Genomic DNA, 20,549 nt, shown 5'->3' on the forward strand with positions numbered 1-20,549 from the left:
ATCCAAATGTCGATCCGACAGCGACAGTTCAGGAGATTGTGGAAACAATTCAGGAATGGGCAATTAATACCGATTTGCGTCGGTTTGTCGGTCATAACTGCCAAGAACGAGCGATCGCAATGTTTCGAGAAGAACGGATGTTAGATAGTTATATCAAGTTGATTAAATCGGTTATTAGATCCCCGATTTCTTGAAAAAGTCGGGGATCTGGGTATTGGAAATTCACGCTGGTGGCTGACCGCAATAGCTAGTCCAGGAGACAGAAGGAGAATGTTTTTCATTCCCCTGCGATCGTAGGCGATCAATATGGCGCTTATAGATTTTGAGCATTCCAAAATGAACTAAATCTTTTTGTTGCAGGGTCATATTGCAATCATGTTTTCGGTAATACAACATGATTCTAGGAATAACGACTTTACAAATATTGTTTTCCCAAGCACGGATAAACCAATCCGTATCTTCGTTATCCTGTAGTTTGGGGTCAAATAAACCCACTTGATCAAACACCGAACGACGATAGAGGGCGCTTCCCAAATTAATAAACTGATAGGGTTGAAAAATGGGTTGGAACTGATAAAAATCATTATCCAGGGAAACGGTTTCCATTTGCATTTGCTGGATTAATCCTTGCACAATTCCTACTTGGGGATGAGCTACTAAATAATTGGCAAATTCGGTTAATACTCCCTCGTCCCATAAATCATCTACATCAAGAAAGGCGATCGCTTCTCCCCTTGCGTTTTTAATCCCATGATTGCGAGCGGCGGAAGGTCCTTGATTGGTTTGATAGATATAATGAATTTTGTCCTGAAATTTCTGGGCGATTTCGGCAGTGCGATCAGTAGAACCATCATCAACAACAATAATTTCCAAAGGTTGATATTTTTGCCCTTGAATATTCTCAATTGCCTGAGTTAAAAACCTCTCTCCGTTATAAACTGGAAGAATAACACTAATAGATAAATTCTCTCGTTCCATAGCATGATGACAAAATTTAGATTTAGATTTAAATTTAGGAAGTTTGTGAGAGTGTCAAGGCAAAGATTCATGCAACCAATATCGTTCCCAATTCTTATCGGTGTTAAAAGGATTTTTGACTTCCCGATAACCGTTTGCAGTCAATAAATCGGTAATCGCATCCCAAATATATCCATCGCATTCTAAGCTCAGTGTTGAGAATTGATACCTGTGAAAGGGAAAGTTTTTCAGAACTTCAAATTCGCTACCCTCAATATCAAATGCAGCGTAGTCGATGATTTTAGGAGCGTTGTGTTTTTTTAATAATTCCTCCAGGGCGATCGCTGCCTTAATTATCTCCCGTCCTTGTTGAATAATCTCCTCACTGTTATGTTTAAATTTTTCTAAGTTAGATTTTATGCCACTTAAGTAAGGGTTAGCATTGTTCCCGTATCCCTCCATAAAAATGACCTGTCCGCTTTGATCAGATAGACACACATTCTCGCAGATACTATTCGGACGATTCTTAACCAGTTGTTGAAAAAACTCATCATTCGGTTCTACACAAATTCCCGTCCAGCCTAAGCGAGATTCTAGGATATAACAACTACTAGCTAATTTACCATCTGCGGCACCAGCTTCTAGAAAATACCCGTCACGTTTGCCCGGATAGACACACTCAGAAATCCAGCGATCATTTTGAGTTTCATTGTAAGTTTTTTTATCCTCGGTCGCTTCTTGAAACAGTTTTAATGCTCGTTCTTTGTAGTTTGACATATTTATTATTTACCTGTAATTAAAACACTGAATTTCCAGAAATATTAACTCGAATTTTATAAATTGAGGTTCGCGCAGTAATATAGAGACTACGTTGATCGCTATCACCCCAAGCGCAATTAGCAGGTGGTTCTGGAGTGGCGATCGTTCCCAGATGTTCCCCCTCTGGACTAAATACCCAAACGCCACCTCCACCAGTACAGAAAATATTGCCCTGTGTATCAATTTTCATACCATCGGGCAAACCTGCTTTGTCAGTCTTCATATCATAGAAAATTCGACCATTATCTAGCGTTCCGTCCTTCAGTACATCGAAAAAACGAATATGACATTCTTGAGAATCATCAATATACAGCTTGGTTTCATCAGTTGAAAAAGCTAATCCGTTAGGTTTATTAAAATCACTCACTAATAAAACAATTTCTTCCCCATCTGGTGAAAGCCGATATACGCCTTGTGTGGGTTGTTCCTGTTGCTCTGGCTTGATTCCGTAGGGTGGGTCTGTAAAATAAATATAGCCGTTACTTTTAACAACGATATCATTAGGACTATTCAGTTTTTTATCTTGAAAAACACTCGCTAAAATTGTCACTGAGCCGTCTGTTTCTATACGAGTTACGCGCCGTTTGCCATGCTCGCACGCAAGCAAGCGACCTTGTATATCTCTAGTTAAACCATTAGAGTTATAGCTAGGCTCTTTAAACAGAGAAACTTGATTTTTATGGCTCAATTTGTAAATTTTATTGGCAGGAATATCACTAAATAATAAACATTTTTCCTGCTCAATCCAGACAGGTCCTTCGGTGAACTGAAATCCTGTAGCTACTTTTTCTAGTTTGGCGTTTTTGGGAAAAAGCTCTTTAAATTTTGGAGAATTTGCTTGCAAGACACTACACGAAAAGAAGCTTTCCAACCATGTTTGAATTCGTGACATCATTTTATATCCTGACAATGATAGTAGAAAAAAACTCAAATGGGCGGATTTTCAGCGACGCGTGAATTGTATAACAATACTCCACCGTCTATCGTCAGCGTCGTTCCCGTTGTATATTTCGAGAAGTAGTCCGACGCTAAATATACAGCGGCTCTCCCGATATAATAAGGTGGGATTGTACTATGATGTAATAGATAATATTTGTGATAGAAAGGATTTCCTTGTTCATCCACATTTACCGCAGCAGGGGCGATCGCATTTACTCTAATACCGTGGGGAGCCAAATCAACAGCTATCTCTTTAATCGTCATTGCTAGAGCGGCTTTGGAGGCACTATAGCTAGGCCAACGGCTGATTTCCTGTTGGTGTATGGAAGTTATAAATATTAGGGAACCTTGAATCTTTTCCTCGATCATCCTTTGCCAAATTAATCTCGTGAGATACAGTGGTCCGAAAACATTTGTAGTAAATATTGTTTGCCATTCTTGCAAATTCAAATTGTCAATTCCCATTGTTTCAAATTGAATCCCGACATTATTGACAAGAACATCAATTGTAATGTTTTGAGCGAGTAAATCTTAACATAGAGCCTCACTATCTTCCATTTTGGATATATCTGATATATATCCTTTGTATTTAACAGCATAGGTACTTAGTTCTTGTTCAAGTGAAGTTATTCGCTCAGGAATAATATCGGTGAAGTAAATATTCGCTCCTTGTTTCGCCATTTCCAAAGCGATATTTTTACCGATATTCTGTCCCGCTCCAGTAATTAAAACGTTTTTCTGGGATAAAAGCTTATTATCAAACGCGAACTTTATTTCTTGCTCTACTATTTGTCGGACATATAAGGAAGGTGTCGGTGGTATTTGCTGTTGATTCGATTCGCGAATAATGTCGGGATTGAGAAAAGACTTTAAAGAAGCTTTTAATCTTTGTTTAAAACCTACCATGTTATTAATATCCTGTAAGATGAACCCTACAACTATGCTGACTCGTAGACATCAAGAATTTTTCAGTTGATATTTCAATCTTCAAAAAAACCCTCCCAAGGGGTATTTTGGAATTTTTCTTTTAATTCAAAATAGTTAGATATGGATTGGGAGAGAGGAAGGGAAGATTGTTTTAATGTATAAGATTTTAAAGGTTTATAATCCAATTCGAGAAAATCTTGAATTCGTCTTATTTCATACTCTGTATTTATAGACAGTTCTTCATAAAAAACATCTATTTTTTGGTGTTGAGCGAAAAATATATCGTGTTCACTCATATAGTCCTGCATCCGATTAAAATACTGGAGACACTCTTCATAAGTTAACGAAATCTTGACATCTTGCGGTTTATAGTTTGTAACCTTTGGTGCAATAATTATCCATTCCTTAGTAGTGAGAGCCTTCTTAAGAGATAAGAATGTTCTCAGCATATTTTTTCTTTTGAGATGAATAACTTTTATATCTTTCTGGCTTTGTAGAAAATCCCAAACGGCTTTCCTAGAGTCTTCTCTTGCTTGATCGTAAAAAATTTTGAATCCAACAGCCGATACTTGCGAAGCATACTTTCTAAACACTTTTTGTTCTAAAAATTTTTTCGGATCTTTTCTCATTAACAATATTAAAGATTTTGTTTGTAGATACCGATCATATTTTGGTCTATGCCATCCAATAAAATCAGGATTGACAAATAATTCACCATAAGTAATTACTTGACTGTGTGAATCCAATAAGCCCCTGAGAAAATTGGAGCCAGACCTCGCTTGTCCAAGTACAATAAACTTACAGTAATCTGAAGAGCTATTAAATAGACCTAAATTAGCTGCCACAATATCCGCGTAAAAGTTTAAGGCATTCTGTAATTTTTTAATTTCTTTTATCATTTTTGTCACCAAATCTAGATAATAAGTTTACTGTTTAAAATGTACGAGTAGCATTAATTTGTTCACTAGAATTCAAAAACTCTAAAATTACTCGCGGGATTTGAGTAATATCAGTGCCTAATTCCAAAGTGTAACAGGGAATTTGCTTCACTAAGCTAGACATCATTTCTAACGCACTTTGTCCCGTGCCAGAAAGCTGGAATAGGGTACTAGGAGCGAGAGATTTCAGGGCGAGAATCGGTGTAGATTTACGTAATCTTGTATCTAGTTCTCCCGTGATTTTCGGAACTAGAATTGCTTTGAGGGGAAAACCGGTCACTATCTTATCGGGAAAGTGTTCTTTGAGGAAAATGAGAGCTTTTTCTTCGTCGAGGCGATCGCTATTACTCACCAAAGGTGCTAATTCGGGAAACCGCTCTAAATCCTTAACTCCTTTAAGTTTGGCTGTACTATACAGGCTGTAAACATAGGGAACGGGATCGGTCGCTACCAGACAGTAATCATCGCTGGCATAAGTTAGATCGGATTTTAGGCAGGCCAGAGCCGAGGTAGATTTCCCCGATCCACCTTTTGCCGTTAGTAAAACGCCTCCATTGCTCGTTCCCACGGCGGCTGCGTGAATGTACTGGCGGTTTTGGCTGCTTGTCCACCAATTCAGGAGGGTTTGTAAAGGAGAACCCCGCTCCCAATAGGGCAGTCCATCTGCGTCTGCCAACCAGTACAAACCGATATTCCGCTTGCTGTCTAGGGCGCTGAAAATATTTGGACCGATATTGTAGCGGGCTTGGAAGCGATCGCTACACAACAGCTTGACATTCTGGCGGGAATCTAAATACTCGTGCCAGTACCAGTGGAAGACATTGAGGAAAGCCGGCATTAATCCGGGTAATCGAGTTTTGGTCGAGACATTATCCCAAACGCAGATTGTCAGAGAGGGCTGTTCTGTGGGTAGGACTTCCAGATGGGAAATGGCACGGGTGAGTGCGTCAGCCATATTCTGGGTCGCAAAGCTTAAGCAGATGGTATAGCCGCCGATACTGAAGAAACGATCAATCGTTCCCGTTGCTTCCGTAACCCGATGAAACCAATTGTGCAGGGTATCGAAAAAGGACAGGCGATCGCTTTCCGTGAAGTGCTGTAAAACTTTCTGCTGCTCCAAGTGCCACGCGAATGGCTCAGTATCAACATAGCGGAACATCCAGTCTAAAGTATCCCAATTCATAAGCATCCTCTTTTTTAAGTTTAAGTTTTTTTAACTAACGCTAAATACTGTTCAACAACGGTCGTAGGTTCGCCCTCAGACTGAATCCGTCCCCGATTTAGCCAGATTGTGCGATCGCACAGTTCTGCGATCTGATCGGTATTGTGAGAAATAAACACCACCGCGCAACCGTCGGTTTTCATTTGGGCAATGCGATCAATACATTTCAATTGAAAAGCCTTGTCTCCGACTGACAGATATTCATCCACCAGCAGGATCTCCGGGTGCGTGTGAACAGCAATAGAAAAAGCCAAACGCATCCTCATCCCCGAACTGTAGGTACGAACTGGCTGATCAATAAATTCTGATAGTTCGGCAAATGCGATGATCGCATCAAATTGTTGCCGCACTTCACGTTCTAACAATCCCGCCACGACCGCATTGACAAAAGTGTTATCCCGTCCGGTTAGATCGGGATGAAACCCGGCTCCCAGATCCAGGAGAGCGCCCACCCGCCCATGAAGTGTGATCCTGCCTTCATCTGGTCGTCCCACCCGTCCCAGCAAACGTAAAAGTGTGGATTTACCCGCGCCATTCCGGCCGATCACCCCTAGCATTTCGCCGCGTTCTACTTGGAAATTAATATCTCGCAACGCCCAGAAGTAATCGCGGGCTTTCATTCCCCGTCCGCCAGTAAGTACCGCTTCCATGATGGTGCGGGGTTTTCCTGGAGTGTAGCACTGAAATCGCTTGCCTAAATTCCTGACAGTAATGGCTGTTTCCATCTATATCTTCTCCACAAAGCGATCGCTCTGGGCAATAAAGTAGCCCCGTCCGATCACAAATAGCCCTAGCGCCCCGATTCCAATACCCAGGAGCGGCAACCAATTAGGTTGAGCATCTTGCAGCAGGACAGCACGATAGGCGGATACGAGATGGGACATGGGATTGAGCCAGTACCAAAATTGATAGCGATCAGGAATCACACTGATATCGTAAAAGACCGGGGTCGCATAAAACAGAAGTTGCAACAGTACGCCGACAGTGTATTTTGTGTCGTAGAAGGAGACGCTAGTTGCTGCCAGAATATAGGACAGTCCGGCGGTGAATCCCAATTGCAGGAGCATTAAAACAGGTAACTGCCAAATATCTGATTGAAATGTTACCCCATCTATGAGTAGGAAGAGCAGCAAAACGGGCAAGGCCAATACAAAATGAATCATGTGAACGAGGATCGTCACGATTGGTAGGATGATATTAGGAAACCCCGGCTGACGGATTAATGTTGCATTGGCGTTAATTACTCCCGTTGCTTCGGTTAACGAAGCCTGAAACCAAGTCCAAACCATCAACCCACAGAACACCGACGAAGCGTAGTGGGGAATACTCAGTTTTAGCACCGAGCGAAAAACCGTGGCGAACACTAGTAGTTGTGATAAGGGGTTCAACAGCGTCCAAGCGATACCGAGAACTGATCGCTTGTATCGAACTTTCAGTTCCCGTCCGACCAACTGATAGATAAGATCGCGCAGATGTAAAACCTCTCGCCGGGAAAGTTGAGGAAATAAACCTCTATGGACTACCTTCATCGCTGGAAATCCCCCACCAATAGCTGTTTCCATCGCTGGCGTAGTCGTAATAATTGAGCTTTGAGGAGGAGTAATTTGCGATCGCTCGCTAGGTTATATGCCAATAGTTCGTAGTAGGAAATTGCCATCTGGTTCAAACTCGGTAACACCCAAGTCGGTGGGGATAGATTCAGAACTTCTCCCAGTTCGCTCAATAAATACCGCAGAGGTAAAACAATTTCATAGCGTTGTGCTTGAGTCACCAATCTTACCCAGTCTGATTCTTCAGATAGAGCCTTCAGGAGCAGAGCAGCATCAGCAAGCCAATAAATTGGGCGTTGCTTTTGTTCTCGATTATTCTTGAGACAAAGATGTAATAACTGATCAACTGGGCTGAGGACGAATGTAGAGAAGTTACCGATTTGGATAGAAACTGCATTTGTCCATAGCTGTTCATCTATATAGGTTTGGGGTTCGCCTCGAAATAGATGATTATGTAAATTAATAGAAACGGAAAGAGCATTGTCAGGTGATTTTGGCTGGCAAAAGTATAGGGGTTTTTTCCACAGGCGTTCTCCTGATTGCGGTCTGTAGGATGATGGAATAGTCCAACCGAGGTTTTGCAAGGTATCTATCGCTGTTAGAGTCTGGGGACAGGGTACAAGTAGGTCGAAACCATAAAGAGGACGATACCCATAATCTGAATAACAGGTTGAAACCAGCGCCATTTCCCCGATTACTAAAGGGCGTATTCCTGCGGTCTGTAATCCTTGGAGGATAGAACCGAAGGACTTAACCAATAGCTGGTTAGCGTACCAAGTACGACGATAAACACCTTTTAGCCTACTCAGATGGCTATCTTCAATGCCGTGTCGGATCAGGTTGGGATAGAGCAAACTTAACAGATGGTGAGATCCAGAATCTAGTTTTTCAATATCCACTCTATTTCGCCACTGTTGCCATGCTTCTAAGGCCGATTGTTTTTCCAGGATAGCGGCTTGCAGAAGGACTCGTTGCATATTTAATGAAGAAGATGGAGAAAAAATGTTTAATGTTGGGATAGTTCCTATGGTAAATTTGCTAATCGAGTTGACCATAAACTTTTTATTCAGAATGATTTTTTGATGATTTTAAGGACTGAAATAGGTTTTGAAAAATTACTAAAAAATGCTCCACCCAGTCTTGAGGACGTTCTCTCATCTTCAAATAAAATACCAATTGTTTGAGTCGAAATTTTAGATCGAAAATAGAATTATCATTAGGGTTAGTAAAGGTATTATCAATTTCCCCAAATAATTGAGAGCAAACTTGATAAGCTAAAGAAATAGCATATTTATCCCCTTGAACTTTAGTCCAAATAATCTCAGGAATATCAGCTTCTACAAGGCTTTTGGCAAGATATAAACCAAAGTGTAATATTCTTTCTAAACCTAGCCCACGAGCCTCAGTTATGACATCTGACCAGTTTAATTCTCGGCAATTTCTTAACAACTCTGCAATATCGCAAACTTTAGCTAACTGTTCCAGATGTTGCCGTCTTTCCCAACAGTCCTTAGCTAATTGAAGACAGAGGATAATCAATAAATCTTCTGGGCAGAAACTTTTTACCTCAACACCTGAAAGTGGATAGTATTTTGTTTTTGACCATAGTTTTTTAAAATCTAGGTTGACTGGGAAATAGTAGGGAGTCAAACCCCAGTGTAAATCTACTTCTACTTTTTTCTGAGGATGGTAAAAAGTCTGTTCTCGATCATAACCAGTTTTAATTATATATTCTTCAGATAGTAATAACTCTCTACTTTTGGAAACATCCGTTTCATCGACGAGAATATCAATATCCCATACCTGTCTGAAGGATGTTTTACCATAAAAACAAGCAGATAAAATTGTTCCTTTGTAGGGAATAACATTAATATTATTTGTGGCAAAAATCTCCAACAAACGCAGCATTTCATTGGTCAATATTAAATTCGTTCGCGTATTTCTCAAAAAGCGCATTCTTAAATTTGTGCTGATTTCTGAGGGAATTTCTTGGGGGTTGACTACCTTAAGACTGTGGTATAGCAAAGGTATAACGCGATGCTTTTCTGCCGTTGATAACAAATAAGTCCAGTCTATCTTTTGTTGTATTTGATACTGGATGCGCTCTGCTAAACCATCTGAGATGTGAGTGCGAGCGCAAGATAAAATCAATTCTGTTTCAGGATAGAGATTTTTAACAATATGACTAGACACTATTAACCTGAATTTTTAACTTGTATGATCCTAAATATACCACCTAAGAGGTATTGACAAAAAAATGAATAATGTGAATCCTACAATTAGTGTGATTGTTCCGATTTTTAACCGCGAAGCCTATTTATCCGAGACGCTGGAAAGTATTTTCACTCAATCCGTTCCCCTGGATGAAGTGATTGTTGTTGATGACGGTTCTACAGATGGTGGGGGAGCAATCGCCCGCAGTTTTCCCTTGGTTCGCTATCACTATCAAACAAATCAAGGCGCAGCGGCGGCTCGAAATCAGGGAATTAAATTAGCAACAGGGGATTTCTTAGCCTTCCTGGATTCGGATGATCGTTGGATGGGGGATAAACTAGCGCGTCAAGTGGCTGCTTTGGCCGCAAATCCGAAGTTAGATATGGTTTTAGGACAGGTTCGCCAATTCTATAGCCCGGACTTGGATGAAACAGCTAGAAGGAAAATTCAGATTCCCAGAGAGATCATGCCTGGTTATCATATCGGGACGATGCTGATCCGTCGGGAGGCTTTTTTCCGAGTTGGTTGGTTGGAAACGAATCTCAAGCAAGGGGAGTTCATCAGCTGGTATCTGCGAGCGATTGACGCAGGTTTGCAGATGGCCATGTTACCGGAAGTAGTCATGGAAAGACGCATCCATCAAACCAATCTTGGCAGAAACCCAGACTTAGATCGCAGCGATTACGCACGGATATTGAAAGCTTCCCTTGATCGCCGTCGAGCGAACGGTAAAATTAGCTCTCCGATTCAACCTTTATAATTCCCAGTTGTACCAGTTGTTGGGAACTTGCCAACCTGAGCGACTGTTTTTCATCGTACAGGGTGAGAGCGGAATTTGCTGAGAGGGTACGAAAGTATTCTGCGTATTGATGACCGCCGCCGTAATGTTCCTGACGCTTGACCTCTTGCGCCACATATTTGGTAAATAGTGAAAAATATTTGAAATGCAACAGACAACCGCTTTCTTTGGCGATTTTGGATTCTGGCAAATTGGTGAGATGTTGTCCACCGATCATCACCGTTTCTAGTCCGTATTTCAGTAGAGGAACTTTACTCAAAAGGTATTCTCCGGTTCTGCCGAAAACACGCTCTCTGACTCCACCGAAATAAAGGGTTTGATTGCGGTAGGGGCTGGCTTGGGGATATTTGCGATGATAGTATTGGCGATCAAAATAGGGGCAAACCTCCAGAAAATCTTCCCCCGATTTGTAGTGCGTGTTTTGCACTGTTTGATCAGAATACATATCCAACAGCATGGCGGTATAAGCTCTGTACTGTCCCTTATCTAATCTTTGACATAGCTGGTGAATAGTTTCATGCTCACAATTGGGATAATACAGTAACTCATCGGCATCCACTGTCAGACACCAGCGATCAATCCCGTATTTTCTCAGCAGCAGATCAAACCACACTGAACCGAAATTCACCTGATTAAAGGATTTGGCTGATGACCAGACATAAACATCGTTCTGTTGCAGTAAATATTCTAGTGTTGCATCGGTGGATTGATTATCAACAATGAGAAACCTATCTACTCCTTTTTGTCGGTAGTAATTGAGGAAATAGGGTAGTCTGGGCAACTCGTTTCTGACAACTACGCAACAGAGGAGAGCGGTAGGGGATATCTCGATCGCTTTCTTGTCTGCTCTGGTGAGTTCATAGTATGCAAATGCCGCGTCTATTCCTGCTTCCACTACAATTAAATTGATATGACGCTTGTGAAATTCGGCATTATTGGGATCGCGTTCGATGGCTGATCGGTAGGCTGCGATCGCTGATGTGAGATCCCCTTGTTTAGTTAGTGCCGATTCTAGTAGTTGCAGTACCTCGCTATGGGTCGGGTTGACCTCTAAAACTTTCCGCCATTCCTCTATCGCCTTTTCGATTTGACCGTTGCGTTGATAGATGGTGGACTGTTGTGTCCATTCGATGAGTGCAAGGTTTTTAATGGCTTGACGATATAGGGCGATCGCTGTTTGATTGTCTCCTTTGGTAGTTAACAATTCATCCAAAGCCAGCAAGGATGACCAGTGCATGGGATTGACTGCTAACACCTTGCGATAGCCAGCGATCGCCCGCTCAATTTTGCCTTTCTGATGCCATAGTTTTGCCATTTGAAACTCGACATTAATGTTGAATTTCGGCGTTGTATTTTCGGGTGATTGAGTTTCTAAACTAGCATCAAAGGAGGTCGTGTCTTTTGATTGAATAATCGAGTCAATATGCAATTGATTTTGCACCACTACTTAGATATCGACGTTGATATTTTCGATCTGTTTAGCTGCTTTATCCCACAATTTGGCGTTTTCTTCATCATTCCAATGAGTTCTGAGATTTTCTGCCTTTTTATGGCAGATTCGTTCTAACATCTCTAGAATCGCACCCAGTGTTAGTTGATCCACCAACCCTTCTAAAACATTCATGAATTCTTTCATATCAATACCCCTTAACCTAAACTTTTAGTAAATCACATTTTATGCCCATGCCATCTGCCTATCTTTTAGTATCTCATGGTAGTCGTGATCCGCGTCCAGATGTTGCCATGCAGCAACTAGCAAAGCTGGTAAGTCTGAAATTACCAAATAGTGAAAATTTAGTAGGTACAGCTACTTTAGAGGTAAATACTCAACCTTTACATCAGCAAATTCAAGATTTTGCTCAAAAAGCCTTGGCTTTTGGTTGTAAAAGCCTGAAAATTGTACCTTTGTTTCTTGTACCGGGAGTTCATGTGATGACGGATATTCCCGCAGAAGTGGAACTCGCACAAACCGCACTGGGTGAAAATATCAAGATTGAGATTAAACCTTATGTAGGCAGCCATGGAAATTTAGCAAAGTTGCTGACTCCAACAATGGCTAAAATACAAGCAGAAGTATCAATTGTCTTAGCTCATGGTAGCCGTCGTTCTGGTTCGCAACAGCCAGTTGAAACTATGGCCAGGAATTTGGAAGCAGTAACGGCTTATTGGTCTGTATCTCCCAGTTTAGAAGCAAGAGTGAAAGAGTTGGTGGTTGCGGGTTATCGGCAAATTGCGATTTTGCCATATTTTTTATTCACTGGTGGCATTACAGATGCGATCGCAAAATCTGTAGAACAGCTAAAATTACAATTTCCTGGGGTGACGTTTAAATTAGCACCACCTCTAGGAGCAAGTGCTGAAATGGCTGATTTAATTTGGGATTTAGCAACAGAAGGGGAAAAGGTTTTTGGGTAAAGTTTATTTAATCGGTGCAGGTCCTGGAGATCCTGGACTCATGACTATCAAGGGGAAAGGTTTGCTCGAATGTGCAGATGTCGTTATCTATGATGCCTTGGTGAGTCCAGCAATTTTGGAGATGATCAATCCCCAAGCTGAGAAAATCAACGTTGGTAAGCGCATGGGTAGACATTCGCTCCCACAGGAAGAAACTACCGATCTGCTAATTGAAAAAGCCCAGGATCATGCTGTAGTGGTGCGGCTAAAGGGTGGTGATCCTTTTATTTTTGGGCGTGGTGGGGAAGAAATGGCCGAATTGGTAGAAGCTGGAATTCTTGTAGAAGTTGTGCCGGGGATCACAGCCGGAATTGCGGCGGCGGCTTATGCTGGTATTCCCTTAACCCACCGTCTGTATAGTTCATCGGTGACATTTGTAACGGGTCACGAATCGGCGGGTAAGTATAGACCGGCGGTAAATTGGCAAGCGATCGCCCAGGGTTCAGAAACTATAGTGATTTATATGGGTATCCACAATCTACCTTATATCGTGGAACAATTGAGTTTAGCCCTTTTGAGTCCAGAGACTCCCATTGGTTTGGTGAGGTGGGGAACCCGGCCAGAACAAGAAGAATTAATTGGTAAGTTAGGAACAATAGTTGAGCAAGTTGAAGAGACGGGATTTAGTGCGCCAGCGATCGCAGTCATTGGCTCTGTAGTGAAAATGCACAGTATTCTATCTGGTTGTCGTCCGTTATAGTCTCGATCTAGAAAAATTTAACTCATGTATTTAACTCATGTTCTGAAAAATTACTCTGAGTAAATCTCCTTGATCTAAGGGTTTGTTTAAGCAAGCTGATGCTCTAACTAATTTGGCTTTAGCTCTATCTATCAAACTAGCTTTTTCAGTCACCATAATTACAGGTGTATTTTTAAAAGATGCCTGTTTTCGTAATAAAGAACAAAGTTCATACCCATCTAAATTCGGCATGGTGACATCTAAAAAAATCATATCTGGTTTAACACGGAAAATTTCCATTAAGGCTTTTAAAGAGTCTGTAACTCCAATTACAGAAAATATTTGCTCATCTAAAAAACCTTTAATGGCATTTAATACCATCGGACTATCATCTACACAAAAGATGGTGTAGTTTTTCTTGTCATGAGGTTGTGAATAATTCCGCTGATATTTGTCCCCAGTTATGGGTCGATTTTGAATTGGAGGTAATTGCACCTCAATCTTGGGGCGCGTTTTTGACTGATTTTGTTGCCAAAACTGTTCTGGAGAAACTGTAATCCCCACCTGAGACTCTTGATTATACTGCCAAAACTGCTCTGGCGAAACCTTGATACCCGCTTGGCTCTTTTCAACTAATAAGCGGAGATTTAAATGACAAAACTTGGGTAAATCATCTAGAAAGCTTTCAGGGATAAATTCATAACTCCCTTCTTCTATTTTCAAAAATGAATCTAGAAACTCTAAAGATAATTGCTCAATTAGCATTGCAGCTTGGACAGGACTAATATATTGCTCATTCACTAGCCAACAAATAGCTAAATAATCTGGATTTGGTATAGCCTGATTCTCAATACCTCTTTCAAATATGCTATGCAACTGCTCGTTAATACCTCTGGGAAGAGTAGAATTTTGTTGGCTCAACCGCTGTAAGTTGCGATAAAGCGGTTCAAACATTTGCTCGGAGTAACAAGCGTAAATCAGCTTTCCTTCTTGTACATATATTGACCAAGCCCCGGAAGTGCTAAATACTTCTAAACAACCAGTCACAGATTTACTGGTGATTTTTTTCAACAGGGATAGAGGTTGTAGCTTTTGGAAAAATCTGTATCTACTGATCGGAAGCGTTTTCATTAGCACGGCTCTAAATACAAATAAAAATTTGACATTGCAATTTGTGAACCACCCGTAGGGGATTCACACCGGTCTTTTTGGAATTACTGCCAAATAAAGATAGCGGTTTATATTGGGGTGAGTATAGCAAGTCTCTCCTCTAATCACACAATACCCAACACCCCACACCCCACTCACCCCTCATCACTTCAGCAAAAAGGCTGAAATTATCCCAAAAAAAAGTATTCCAAACATCAGATCGACGTTTTGTATTTTTCGCTAATCTGGCTCATCTTGTGCATTTAAAATGCTTACTTCCTGGAAATAGAAGAGGGTTAAGCAGGAAGCCTAGAACACTGATTCATTAATCGTAAGGGATACACCCCTACAGGGAAAAAACAGCTACCTGCATAAACTAATTTTTGAAGGCTTGTAGATGATAGCTTTTTGGCAAATACCCAAAAAATAGCCATTCTTAGTTAAATGTGTAGATGCTCAAGAATTACTTACTAAATTCAGATTACTATAGATTTAACAGGGAAATAAAAAACTATTTTAAAACTATTATAAAAACTTCAAGTTAATACTAAATTAAGTAATCAGGATAACTGTTTTAGATTATTAGATATCATCTAATTTTCTTGATCAAAAAATATTTAAATGATGAAAATAAATAGTTACCTTACATAATGGTAGCTAATTATTACAAGACAACTGTACTGTAAATGACTGCCTGGATTATTTTGTATCTAGCATATTTCTATTCCTCAAGTGCTTAATTTATTCTTTACAACTTTCCTAATTCACTATCAGGATAATTATGGTTTGGTAATTATACCCAGCAGTAAATAGGCATAAGAAGCCTTATGATTTAGGATCGCTATAACTGTTTAACCTGAACAACTGTGACTGCAATTAATCTCCTAGTCCAAGAAAAAACTGAACGCTTAGATCGCTACTTGTCTGAAGAAATACCAGATTTATCTCGATCCCGTGTGCAGCAGTTAATTGAACAGGGTCATGTCCAACTCAATGATCAAGTTTGTACATCTAAGAAAATAACTCTGAAGGTAGGCGATCGCATTAGTTTGCAAATACCCGCAGTTAAACCATTGCAATTGGTAGCAGAAGATATTGCTTTAGATATTCTCTACGAGGATGAGCAATTACTGATTCTCAATAAACCCGCAGGTTTGGTAGTTCATCCTGCACCCGGACACGCAGATGGAACTTTAGTTAATGCTTTATTGGCACATTGCCCAAATTTACCGGGAATTGGCGGTGTCCAACGTCCGGGCATTGTTCACCGATTAGATAAAGATACAACTGGTGCGATCGCTATTGCTAAAACAGATATCGCCTATCAACACTTACAAGCACAACTCCAAGCCAAAACAGCACGCCGAGAATATTTAGGGGTGGTTTATGGTGCGCCAAAGACTGAAAGTGGAACAGTAGATTTACCTATTGGTCGTCATCCCCAAGACCGCAAGAAAATGGCAATAATTCCCGTGGAACAAGGGGGAAGAACGGCGATAACTCATTGGCAAATTAAAGAAAGGCTTAGTAACTACACCTTGATCCATTTCCAGCTAGAAACAGGACGAACCCATCAAATTCGTGTCCACAGTGCCAAAATTGGCCATCCCATTGTTGGCGACCCTGTTTATGGTTCTGGTCGTTCAGTCGGGGTAAATTTGCCTGGTCAAGCATTACACGCTTGGCAACTCAAGTTACAGCATCCCATTTCTGGAGATTGGGTAGAAGTAACTGCCCCTCTTCCTCAAACCTTGACAAAGCTGTTAGAAGTTCTCCGTCGTCGGTAAGCAAGGTAGGAGTTAAAAGTTCTCTAATTTTGACTTTTGACTTGATTTATCCCCCCTGGGAGGTTAATTTTATAGATTTTCTCAAATATTTAGAAATGTAGAATTTACATTCTTTAATAAAAGCTACTGAGTTTAACTATACACTCAAGACCTCGGTAAGTTAGGATTGGTAAATATTTGCGAGATTATTAAATCAATATAAAATCTAGAAAACTTACTAAGAGATCCTCTTTCTATAAAGTTTTGTAACGAAAATAAGTGACATTTCTCGGACAGACCCCTTGTATGTAAAGGATTTGGGGCTTTTCTTATTGCCCGATCTTATTTATTCATAAATTGTAACAAATAAAGTATCTATGGCATTGTATAAACATAATCTGGAGGGGTTAAACAACTGAGCAAAGTTAAACGAAGCAACCAATCCAATCATGTTTGTTTGTTTCTCATAAAATTACCTCTGATTCTCATATTTCTACCTTCAGTATGATTGACAAGAAAGTGAGAAAAGAAGTAAGGAGATCGTTAGCTTGCAATTTGTGATCACCTATTCCTGATTGATAAAACATTCACAGTTTTCATCAAAACATCTCTCAACTAAGTAATTAGGAGATTAGAGTCCATGACATTAGATGTATTTTCCAAGAAGGTTGCTCAAGCTGACGCTAAAGGTGAATTCCTCAGCACCGCTGACTTAGATGCTTTAAGCGCAGTTGTTAGAGACGGCAGCAAGCGTTTAGATACTGTTAACCGCATCACCAGCAACGCTTCCGCTATCGTTACCAACGCTGCTCGTGCTTTGTTTGAAGAAGAACCTAACTTAATCGCTCCTGGTGGTAACGCTTACACCAACCGTCGTAATGCTGCTTGTTTGCGCGACATGGAAATCATCTTACGCTATGTTACCTACGCTACAATCGCTGGTGATGCTAGTGTTCTTGATGATCGTTGCTTAAACGGCTTGCGTGAAACTTACCAAGCTTTGGGTACTCCTGGTGCTTCCGTAGCTAAGGGTGTTCTCAAAATGAAAGAAGCTGCTATCAGCATCGTTAACGATCCCAACGGTATCACCGCAGGTGATTGCAGTTCTTTAGTTTCTGAATTGGCTAGTTACTTTGATAAAGCTGCTGCTGCTGTTGCTTAATCAAGTACAAGTAGTCAAGAGCTAAAAATTTAGCTCATCCAACAAGCATAAGAAACAAATCAAGGAGAAATTTAGATCATGAAAACACCAATTACCGAAGCTATCGCATCTGCTGATACCCAAGGACGTTTCCTCAGCAACACCGAATTACAAGCAGTTAACGGTCGTTTAGTACGTGCTGCTGCCAGCATGGAAGCTGCTAAAGGTTTGACAGCTAACGCTCAAAAACTGATTGATGGTGCTACCAACGCTGTATACCAAAAATTCCCTTACACCACCAATACACCTGGTAATCAGTATGCTGCTGATAGTCGTGGTAAAGCTAAGTGCGCTCGTGACGTTGGTCACTACCTACGCATCATCACTTATAGCTTGGTTGCTGGTGGTACAGGTCCTTTGGATGAGTTCCTAATTGCTGGCTTGGCTGAAGTCAATACTGCATTTGATTTGTCTCCTAGCTGGTATGTAGAAGCTTTGAAATCCATCAAAGCTAATCATGGTTTAAGTGGTCAAGCTGCTAACGAAGCTAATACCTACATCGACTACGCAATTAATGCTCTTAGCTAGATAGCTTCATGCCCGGATAGGGGTACAAGTGCTGGATGGAATTATCCCTAAAGGGATTAAATCAGTTATTCGTGGGAAATAAACACTCACTCGACTGGACTGACTCACCTAGCAGTTGGATCTCGCTCCGGGCATAGTTTTAGGTATAGCAGGAGTCAGGAGTCAGGAGTCAGTAAGAAGGCAACAGGCAAGAGGCAAGAGTGATTAACTTTGACTGTTGACTGAATTTCTCAGCACTTGATGTTCCAACTACCTTATCTGTGGCTATAGCTAACAAACAACCAGCTTGATTTAATAAGCAATCGGTAAAAACAGCCGTATTGCTAATCAAAGGGGAAAAAATAATGGCAATTACAACAGCAGCATCTAGGCTAGGGACAGAGCCTTTTAGCGAAACACGTCGAGTTGAACTGCGCCCCAACGCCAGCCGAGAAGAAGTCGAATTGGTGATCAAAGCCGTTTACCGGCAAGTTTTAGGAAACGACTATATATTGGCATCAGATCGCCTGATTGGTGTAGAGTCACTTCTGCGCGATGGCAATTTGACAGTGCGTGAATTTGTCCGCAGTGTAGCTAAATCAGAACTCTACAAAGTAAAATTTTTCTATAACAGTTTCCAAACTCGGTTGATTGAACTCAACTATAAACATTTGTTGGGTCGCGCTCCTTATGATGAGTCTGAGGTGACTTACCACTTAGACTTATACATTAACAAAGGCTACGATGCTGAAATTGATGCCTACATTGATTCTGTAGAGTATCAAAACAGCTTTGGGGATAATGTTGTTCCCTATTATCGTGGGTTTGATTTTCAAGCCGGACAAAGTGCTGCCGGGTTTACCCGGATGTTTCGTTTGTACCGTGGTTACGCCAACAGTGATACTGCTCAAGTTGAAGGTTCTAGATCTCGGTTAGCTAGGGAATTGGCTAGTAACAAGTCTTCCTCAGTTGTCGGACCATCTGGTAGTAACAATAATTGGGCATTCCGTGCATCTGCTGATAACGCTCCTAAGCAAAACTTAGGTAATGCTGTAGGGCAATCGGATCGCGCTTACCGAATTGAAGTTGCAGGCATTCGCAATCCAGGATACCCCAGCGTGCGCCGAAGCAGCACGACATTCATTGTACCTTATGAACGTCTGTTAGACAAAATGCAGCAGATTCATCGAGTAGGCGGCAAAATTGTCAGCGTTACATCTACGTAAGGTAGAGAGTGCTGTTTTTCGGCATAATTCATCAAGAGGAGATTTAGAAGTAATGTTCGGTCAAACCACACTTGGCGCTAGTAGCGTTTCTTCATCTGCAAGCCGTGTATTTCGTTATGAAGTAGTTGGCTTGCGTCAAAATCAAGAAACCGACAAGAATAAATTCAGCATTCGTCGTAGCGGTAGCGTATTTATTACCGTCCCCTACAATCGTATGACTGAAGAAATGCAGAGGATTAGCCGTCTAGGTGGCAGAATCGTCAAAATTGAACCATTGACTGTAGCAGAATCAAACTAAAGTCCTGGCAATGATAGTAGAACCCAGTGCAGAAGACCATTCTGCCGAGAACGGGGTGCAACTGACACCAGAGCAAGCTATTGCTAATCTGCAATCATCAGATTTAAGTCTCCGCTATTATGCCGCTTGGTGGTTGGGTAAGTTCCGAGTCAGTCAGACAGAAGCTGTAGATGGTTTGATCGCCGCCTTAGAGGATGAAGCGGACATAACAGAACTGGGAGGTTATCCCTTACGACGGAATGCGGCCAGGGCGCTCGGTAAATTGGGCAATGCCAAAGCTGTACCAGGCTTGATTCAATGTTTGGAATGTTCTGATTATTATGTCCGTGAAGCCGCAGCCCAATCTTTAGCGATGCTTGGCGCTCAAACAGCATTACCAGCACTAATTAAACTATTAGATGGGGGAGTTGCCCAGGCCGTGCAGGCATCAAACCTGCCCCATCTTACACAGCCCTATACAGCTGTATTAGAGGCCTTAGGAGCTATTGGTGCAACTGAGGCTATTTCCCTAATTCAACCTTTCCTTGGGCATTCAGTTCCACGGGTACAATGCTCTGCTGCTAGAGCTATGTACCAACTCACACAAGATTCGACTTATGGTGAGCTATTGGTGAAGATGTTGCAAGAAAGTGATCTCAAATTGCGGCGGTCAATTTTGGGGGATTTGGGAGCAATTGGGTATATGGCAGCGGCTGATGCGATCGCCCAAGCTCAAACAGAAAATAGCTTCAAACTTATTGCTCTGAAAGGATTGCTAGAGAATCAACTTGCTGATGAGCTAGATTCTCTCTCTATTTCTCATCAAGCAGTCCAGGTCATGAACTTGATGGATTCACTTTTATAGTCAGTTGATAATTGGTGATTGGTAATTGGTAATTGGTAATTGGTGGCTAGTCTGTCACCT

At 41.3% G+C, this 20,549-nt stretch carries 22 protein-coding genes and 1 pseudogene; 10 read left to right on the forward strand and 13 right to left on the reverse strand.

Annotated features, from left to right (window positions below; genetic code table 11):
- Positions 1 to 194: hypothetical protein (locus VB694_RS21030; protein ID WP_323362285.1), on the forward strand; the 194-nt coding region annotated here is incomplete at its 5' end.
- A gap of 28 nt (positions 195 to 222) precedes the next feature.
- Here the strand turns inward: VB694_RS21030 and VB694_RS21035 are convergent.
- The 10 genes and pseudogenes from VB694_RS21035 to VB694_RS21080 form a co-directional block, all read right to left on the reverse strand.
- A complete protein-coding gene (locus VB694_RS21035; RefSeq protein ID WP_323362286.1) occupies positions 223 to 978 on the reverse strand; it encodes a glycosyltransferase family 2 protein in 756 nt (251 codons plus the stop codon).
- Positions 979 to 1,032: 54 nt separating this feature from the next.
- Positions 1,033 to 1,734: an FkbM family methyltransferase gene (locus VB694_RS21040; protein WP_323362287.1), complete on the reverse strand. Its 702-nt coding sequence runs from the start codon at positions 1,732 to 1,734 to the stop codon at positions 1,033 to 1,035.
- Positions 1,735 to 1,753: 19 nt separating this feature from the next.
- Complete coding sequence (locus VB694_RS21045; RefSeq protein ID WP_323362288.1) at positions 1,754 to 2,671, reverse strand: SMP-30/gluconolactonase/LRE family protein; 918 nt, start codon at positions 2,669 to 2,671, stop codon at positions 1,754 to 1,756.
- 32 nt (positions 2,672 to 2,703) lie between these two features.
- Positions 2,704 to 3,621: pseudogene (locus VB694_RS21050) on the reverse strand (SDR family NAD(P)-dependent oxidoreductase).
- Between the two features lie 74 nt (positions 3,622 to 3,695).
- The gene (locus VB694_RS21055) at positions 3,696 to 4,541 is read right to left on the reverse strand and encodes a sulfotransferase (RefSeq protein WP_323362289.1); all 846 of its coding nucleotides are present in this window, start codon (positions 4,539 to 4,541) and stop codon (positions 3,696 to 3,698) included.
- Between the two features lie 34 nt (positions 4,542 to 4,575).
- Positions 4,576 to 5,700: a serine kinase gene (locus VB694_RS21060; protein ID WP_323362290.1), complete on the reverse strand. Its 1,125-nt coding sequence runs from the start codon at positions 5,698 to 5,700 to the stop codon at positions 4,576 to 4,578.
- Between the two features lie 83 nt (positions 5,701 to 5,783).
- On the reverse strand, positions 5,784 to 6,527 hold the full coding sequence (locus VB694_RS21065; RefSeq protein WP_323362291.1) for an ABC transporter ATP-binding protein: 744 nt from the start codon (positions 6,525 to 6,527) through the stop codon (positions 5,784 to 5,786).
- Positions 6,528 to 7,364: an ABC transporter permease gene (locus VB694_RS21070; RefSeq protein ID WP_323362292.1), complete on the reverse strand. Its 837-nt coding sequence runs from the start codon at positions 7,362 to 7,364 to the stop codon at positions 6,528 to 6,530.
- Entirely contained in the window at positions 7,328 to 8,407 is a 1,080-nt protein-coding gene (locus VB694_RS21075) for a nucleotidyltransferase family protein (RefSeq protein ID WP_323362293.1), read from the reverse strand. Before VB694_RS21075 ends, VB694_RS21070 begins: the two co-directional genes overlap by 37 nt.
- Before the next feature lie 7 nt (positions 8,408 to 8,414).
- Positions 8,415 to 9,545: a nucleotidyltransferase family protein gene (locus VB694_RS21080; RefSeq protein WP_323362294.1), complete on the reverse strand. Its 1,131-nt coding sequence runs from the start codon at positions 9,543 to 9,545 to the stop codon at positions 8,415 to 8,417.
- 64 nt (positions 9,546 to 9,609) lie between these two features.
- Between VB694_RS21080 and VB694_RS21085 the strand changes: the two genes are divergently transcribed.
- On the forward strand, positions 9,610 to 10,326 hold the full coding sequence (locus tag VB694_RS21085; RefSeq protein ID WP_323362295.1) for a glycosyltransferase family A protein: 717 nt from the start codon (positions 9,610 to 9,612) through the stop codon (positions 10,324 to 10,326).
- Here the strand turns inward: VB694_RS21085 and VB694_RS21090 are convergent.
- Both VB694_RS21090 and VB694_RS21095 read right to left on the reverse strand, forming a co-directional pair.
- Positions 10,301 to 11,806 carry a glycosyltransferase family 2 protein gene (locus tag VB694_RS21090; RefSeq protein WP_323362296.1) on the reverse strand — a complete coding sequence of 502 codons (1,506 nt, stop codon included), beginning with the start codon at positions 11,804 to 11,806 and terminating at the stop codon, positions 10,301 to 10,303. The two genes, VB694_RS21085 and VB694_RS21090, sit on opposite strands and share 26 nt — an antisense overlap.
- A gap of 6 nt (positions 11,807 to 11,812) precedes the next feature.
- Positions 11,813 to 12,001 (reverse strand): hypothetical protein, encoded by a 189-nt coding sequence (locus tag VB694_RS21095; RefSeq protein WP_323362297.1) that lies wholly within the window; start codon positions 11,999 to 12,001, stop codon positions 11,813 to 11,815.
- A 47-nt stretch (positions 12,002 to 12,048) separates the two neighbouring features.
- Between VB694_RS21095 and VB694_RS21100 the strand changes: the two genes are divergently transcribed.
- Positions 12,049 to 12,780 carry a sirohydrochlorin chelatase gene (locus VB694_RS21100; RefSeq protein ID WP_323362344.1) on the forward strand — a complete coding sequence of 244 codons (732 nt, stop codon included), beginning with the start codon at positions 12,049 to 12,051 and terminating at the stop codon, positions 12,778 to 12,780.
- Positions 12,773 to 13,519 carry a uroporphyrinogen-III C-methyltransferase gene (gene cobA / locus VB694_RS21105; RefSeq protein ID WP_323362298.1) on the forward strand — a complete coding sequence of 249 codons (747 nt, stop codon included), beginning with the start codon at positions 12,773 to 12,775 and terminating at the stop codon, positions 13,517 to 13,519. The genes VB694_RS21100 and cobA overlap by 8 nt, the downstream gene beginning before the upstream one ends.
- A 30-nt stretch (positions 13,520 to 13,549) precedes the next feature.
- Here the strand turns inward: cobA and VB694_RS21110 are convergent, their stop codons facing one another.
- A complete protein-coding gene (locus VB694_RS21110; RefSeq protein ID WP_323362299.1) occupies positions 13,550 to 14,629 on the reverse strand; it encodes a response regulator in 1,080 nt (359 codons plus the stop codon).
- Between the two features lie 884 nt (positions 14,630 to 15,513).
- Here VB694_RS21110 and VB694_RS21115 point away from each other — a divergent pair.
- From VB694_RS21115 to VB694_RS21140, 6 genes are all read left to right on the forward strand, one after another.
- Positions 15,514 to 16,434, forward strand: a complete 921-nt coding sequence (locus VB694_RS21115) for an RluA family pseudouridine synthase (RefSeq protein WP_323362300.1) — start codon at positions 15,514 to 15,516, stop codon at positions 16,432 to 16,434.
- 619 nt (positions 16,435 to 17,053) lie between these two features.
- A complete protein-coding gene (locus VB694_RS21120) occupies positions 17,054 to 17,575 on the forward strand; it encodes a phycocyanin subunit beta (RefSeq protein WP_323362301.1) in 522 nt (173 codons plus the stop codon).
- Between the two features lie 75 nt (positions 17,576 to 17,650).
- Positions 17,651 to 18,142, forward strand: coding sequence for a phycocyanin subunit alpha (gene cpcA, locus VB694_RS21125; protein ID WP_323362345.1), 492 nt, complete (start codon positions 17,651 to 17,653; stop codon positions 18,140 to 18,142).
- Positions 18,143 to 18,486: 344 nt separating this feature from the next.
- On the forward strand, positions 18,487 to 19,347 hold the full coding sequence (locus VB694_RS21130) for a phycobilisome linker polypeptide (protein ID WP_323362302.1): 861 nt from the start codon (positions 18,487 to 18,489) through the stop codon (positions 19,345 to 19,347).
- A gap of 52 nt (positions 19,348 to 19,399) precedes the next feature.
- Positions 19,400 to 19,645, forward strand: coding sequence for a phycobilisome linker polypeptide (locus VB694_RS21135; protein ID WP_323362346.1), 246 nt, complete (start codon positions 19,400 to 19,402; stop codon positions 19,643 to 19,645).
- A 13-nt stretch (positions 19,646 to 19,658) separates the two neighbouring features.
- Positions 19,659 to 20,489, forward strand: coding sequence for a HEAT repeat domain-containing protein (locus VB694_RS21140; RefSeq protein WP_323362347.1), 831 nt, complete (start codon positions 19,659 to 19,661; stop codon positions 20,487 to 20,489).
- The last annotated feature ends 60 nt before the right edge of the window (positions 20,490 to 20,549 follow it).

Source organism: Anabaena sp. UHCC 0451 (genome assembly GCF_034931405.1).
In the GTDB taxonomy this organism is placed as follows: domain Bacteria; phylum Cyanobacteriota; class Cyanobacteriia; order Cyanobacteriales; family Nostocaceae; genus RDYJ01.

Excerpts from the sequence above, each read along its gene's own strand:
- VB694_RS21100 (WP_323362344.1), top strand. The coding sequence starts at position 12,049 with ATGCCATCTGCCTATCTTTTAGTATCTCATGGTAGTCGTGATCCGCGT.
- VB694_RS21070 (WP_323362292.1), bottom strand. The coding sequence starts at position 7,364 with ATGGAAACAGCTATTGGTGGGGGATTTCCAGCGATGAAGGTAGTCCAT.
- VB694_RS21085 (WP_323362295.1), top strand. The coding sequence starts at position 9,610 with ATGAATAATGTGAATCCTACAATTAGTGTGATTGTTCCGATTTTTAAC.
- VB694_RS21045 (WP_323362288.1), bottom strand. The coding sequence starts at position 2,671 with ATGATGTCACGAATTCAAACATGGTTGGAAAGCTTCTTTTCGTGTAGT.
- VB694_RS21095 (WP_323362297.1), bottom strand. The coding sequence starts at position 12,001 with ATGAAAGAATTCATGAATGTTTTAGAAGGGTTGGTGGATCAACTAACA.
- VB694_RS21110 (WP_323362299.1), bottom strand. The coding sequence starts at position 14,629 with ATGAAAACGCTTCCGATCAGTAGATACAGATTTTTCCAAAAGCTACAA.
- VB694_RS21135 (WP_323362346.1), top strand. The coding sequence starts at position 19,400 with ATGTTCGGTCAAACCACACTTGGCGCTAGTAGCGTTTCTTCATCTGCA.
- VB694_RS21055 (WP_323362289.1), bottom strand. The coding sequence starts at position 4,541 with ATGATAAAAGAAATTAAAAAATTACAGAATGCCTTAAACTTTTACGCG.
- VB694_RS21040 (WP_323362287.1), bottom strand. The coding sequence starts at position 1,734 with ATGTCAAACTACAAAGAACGAGCATTAAAACTGTTTCAAGAAGCGACC.
- VB694_RS21035 (WP_323362286.1), bottom strand. The coding sequence starts at position 978 with ATGGAACGAGAGAATTTATCTATTAGTGTTATTCTTCCAGTTTATAAC.
- VB694_RS21120 (WP_323362301.1), top strand. The coding sequence starts at position 17,054 with ATGACATTAGATGTATTTTCCAAGAAGGTTGCTCAAGCTGACGCTAAA.
- VB694_RS21130 (WP_323362302.1), top strand. The coding sequence starts at position 18,487 with ATGGCAATTACAACAGCAGCATCTAGGCTAGGGACAGAGCCTTTTAGC.
- VB694_RS21075 (WP_323362293.1), bottom strand. The coding sequence starts at position 8,407 with ATGGTCAACTCGATTAGCAAATTTACCATAGGAACTATCCCAACATTA.
- VB694_RS21065 (WP_323362291.1), bottom strand. The coding sequence starts at position 6,527 with ATGGAAACAGCCATTACTGTCAGGAATTTAGGCAAGCGATTTCAGTGC.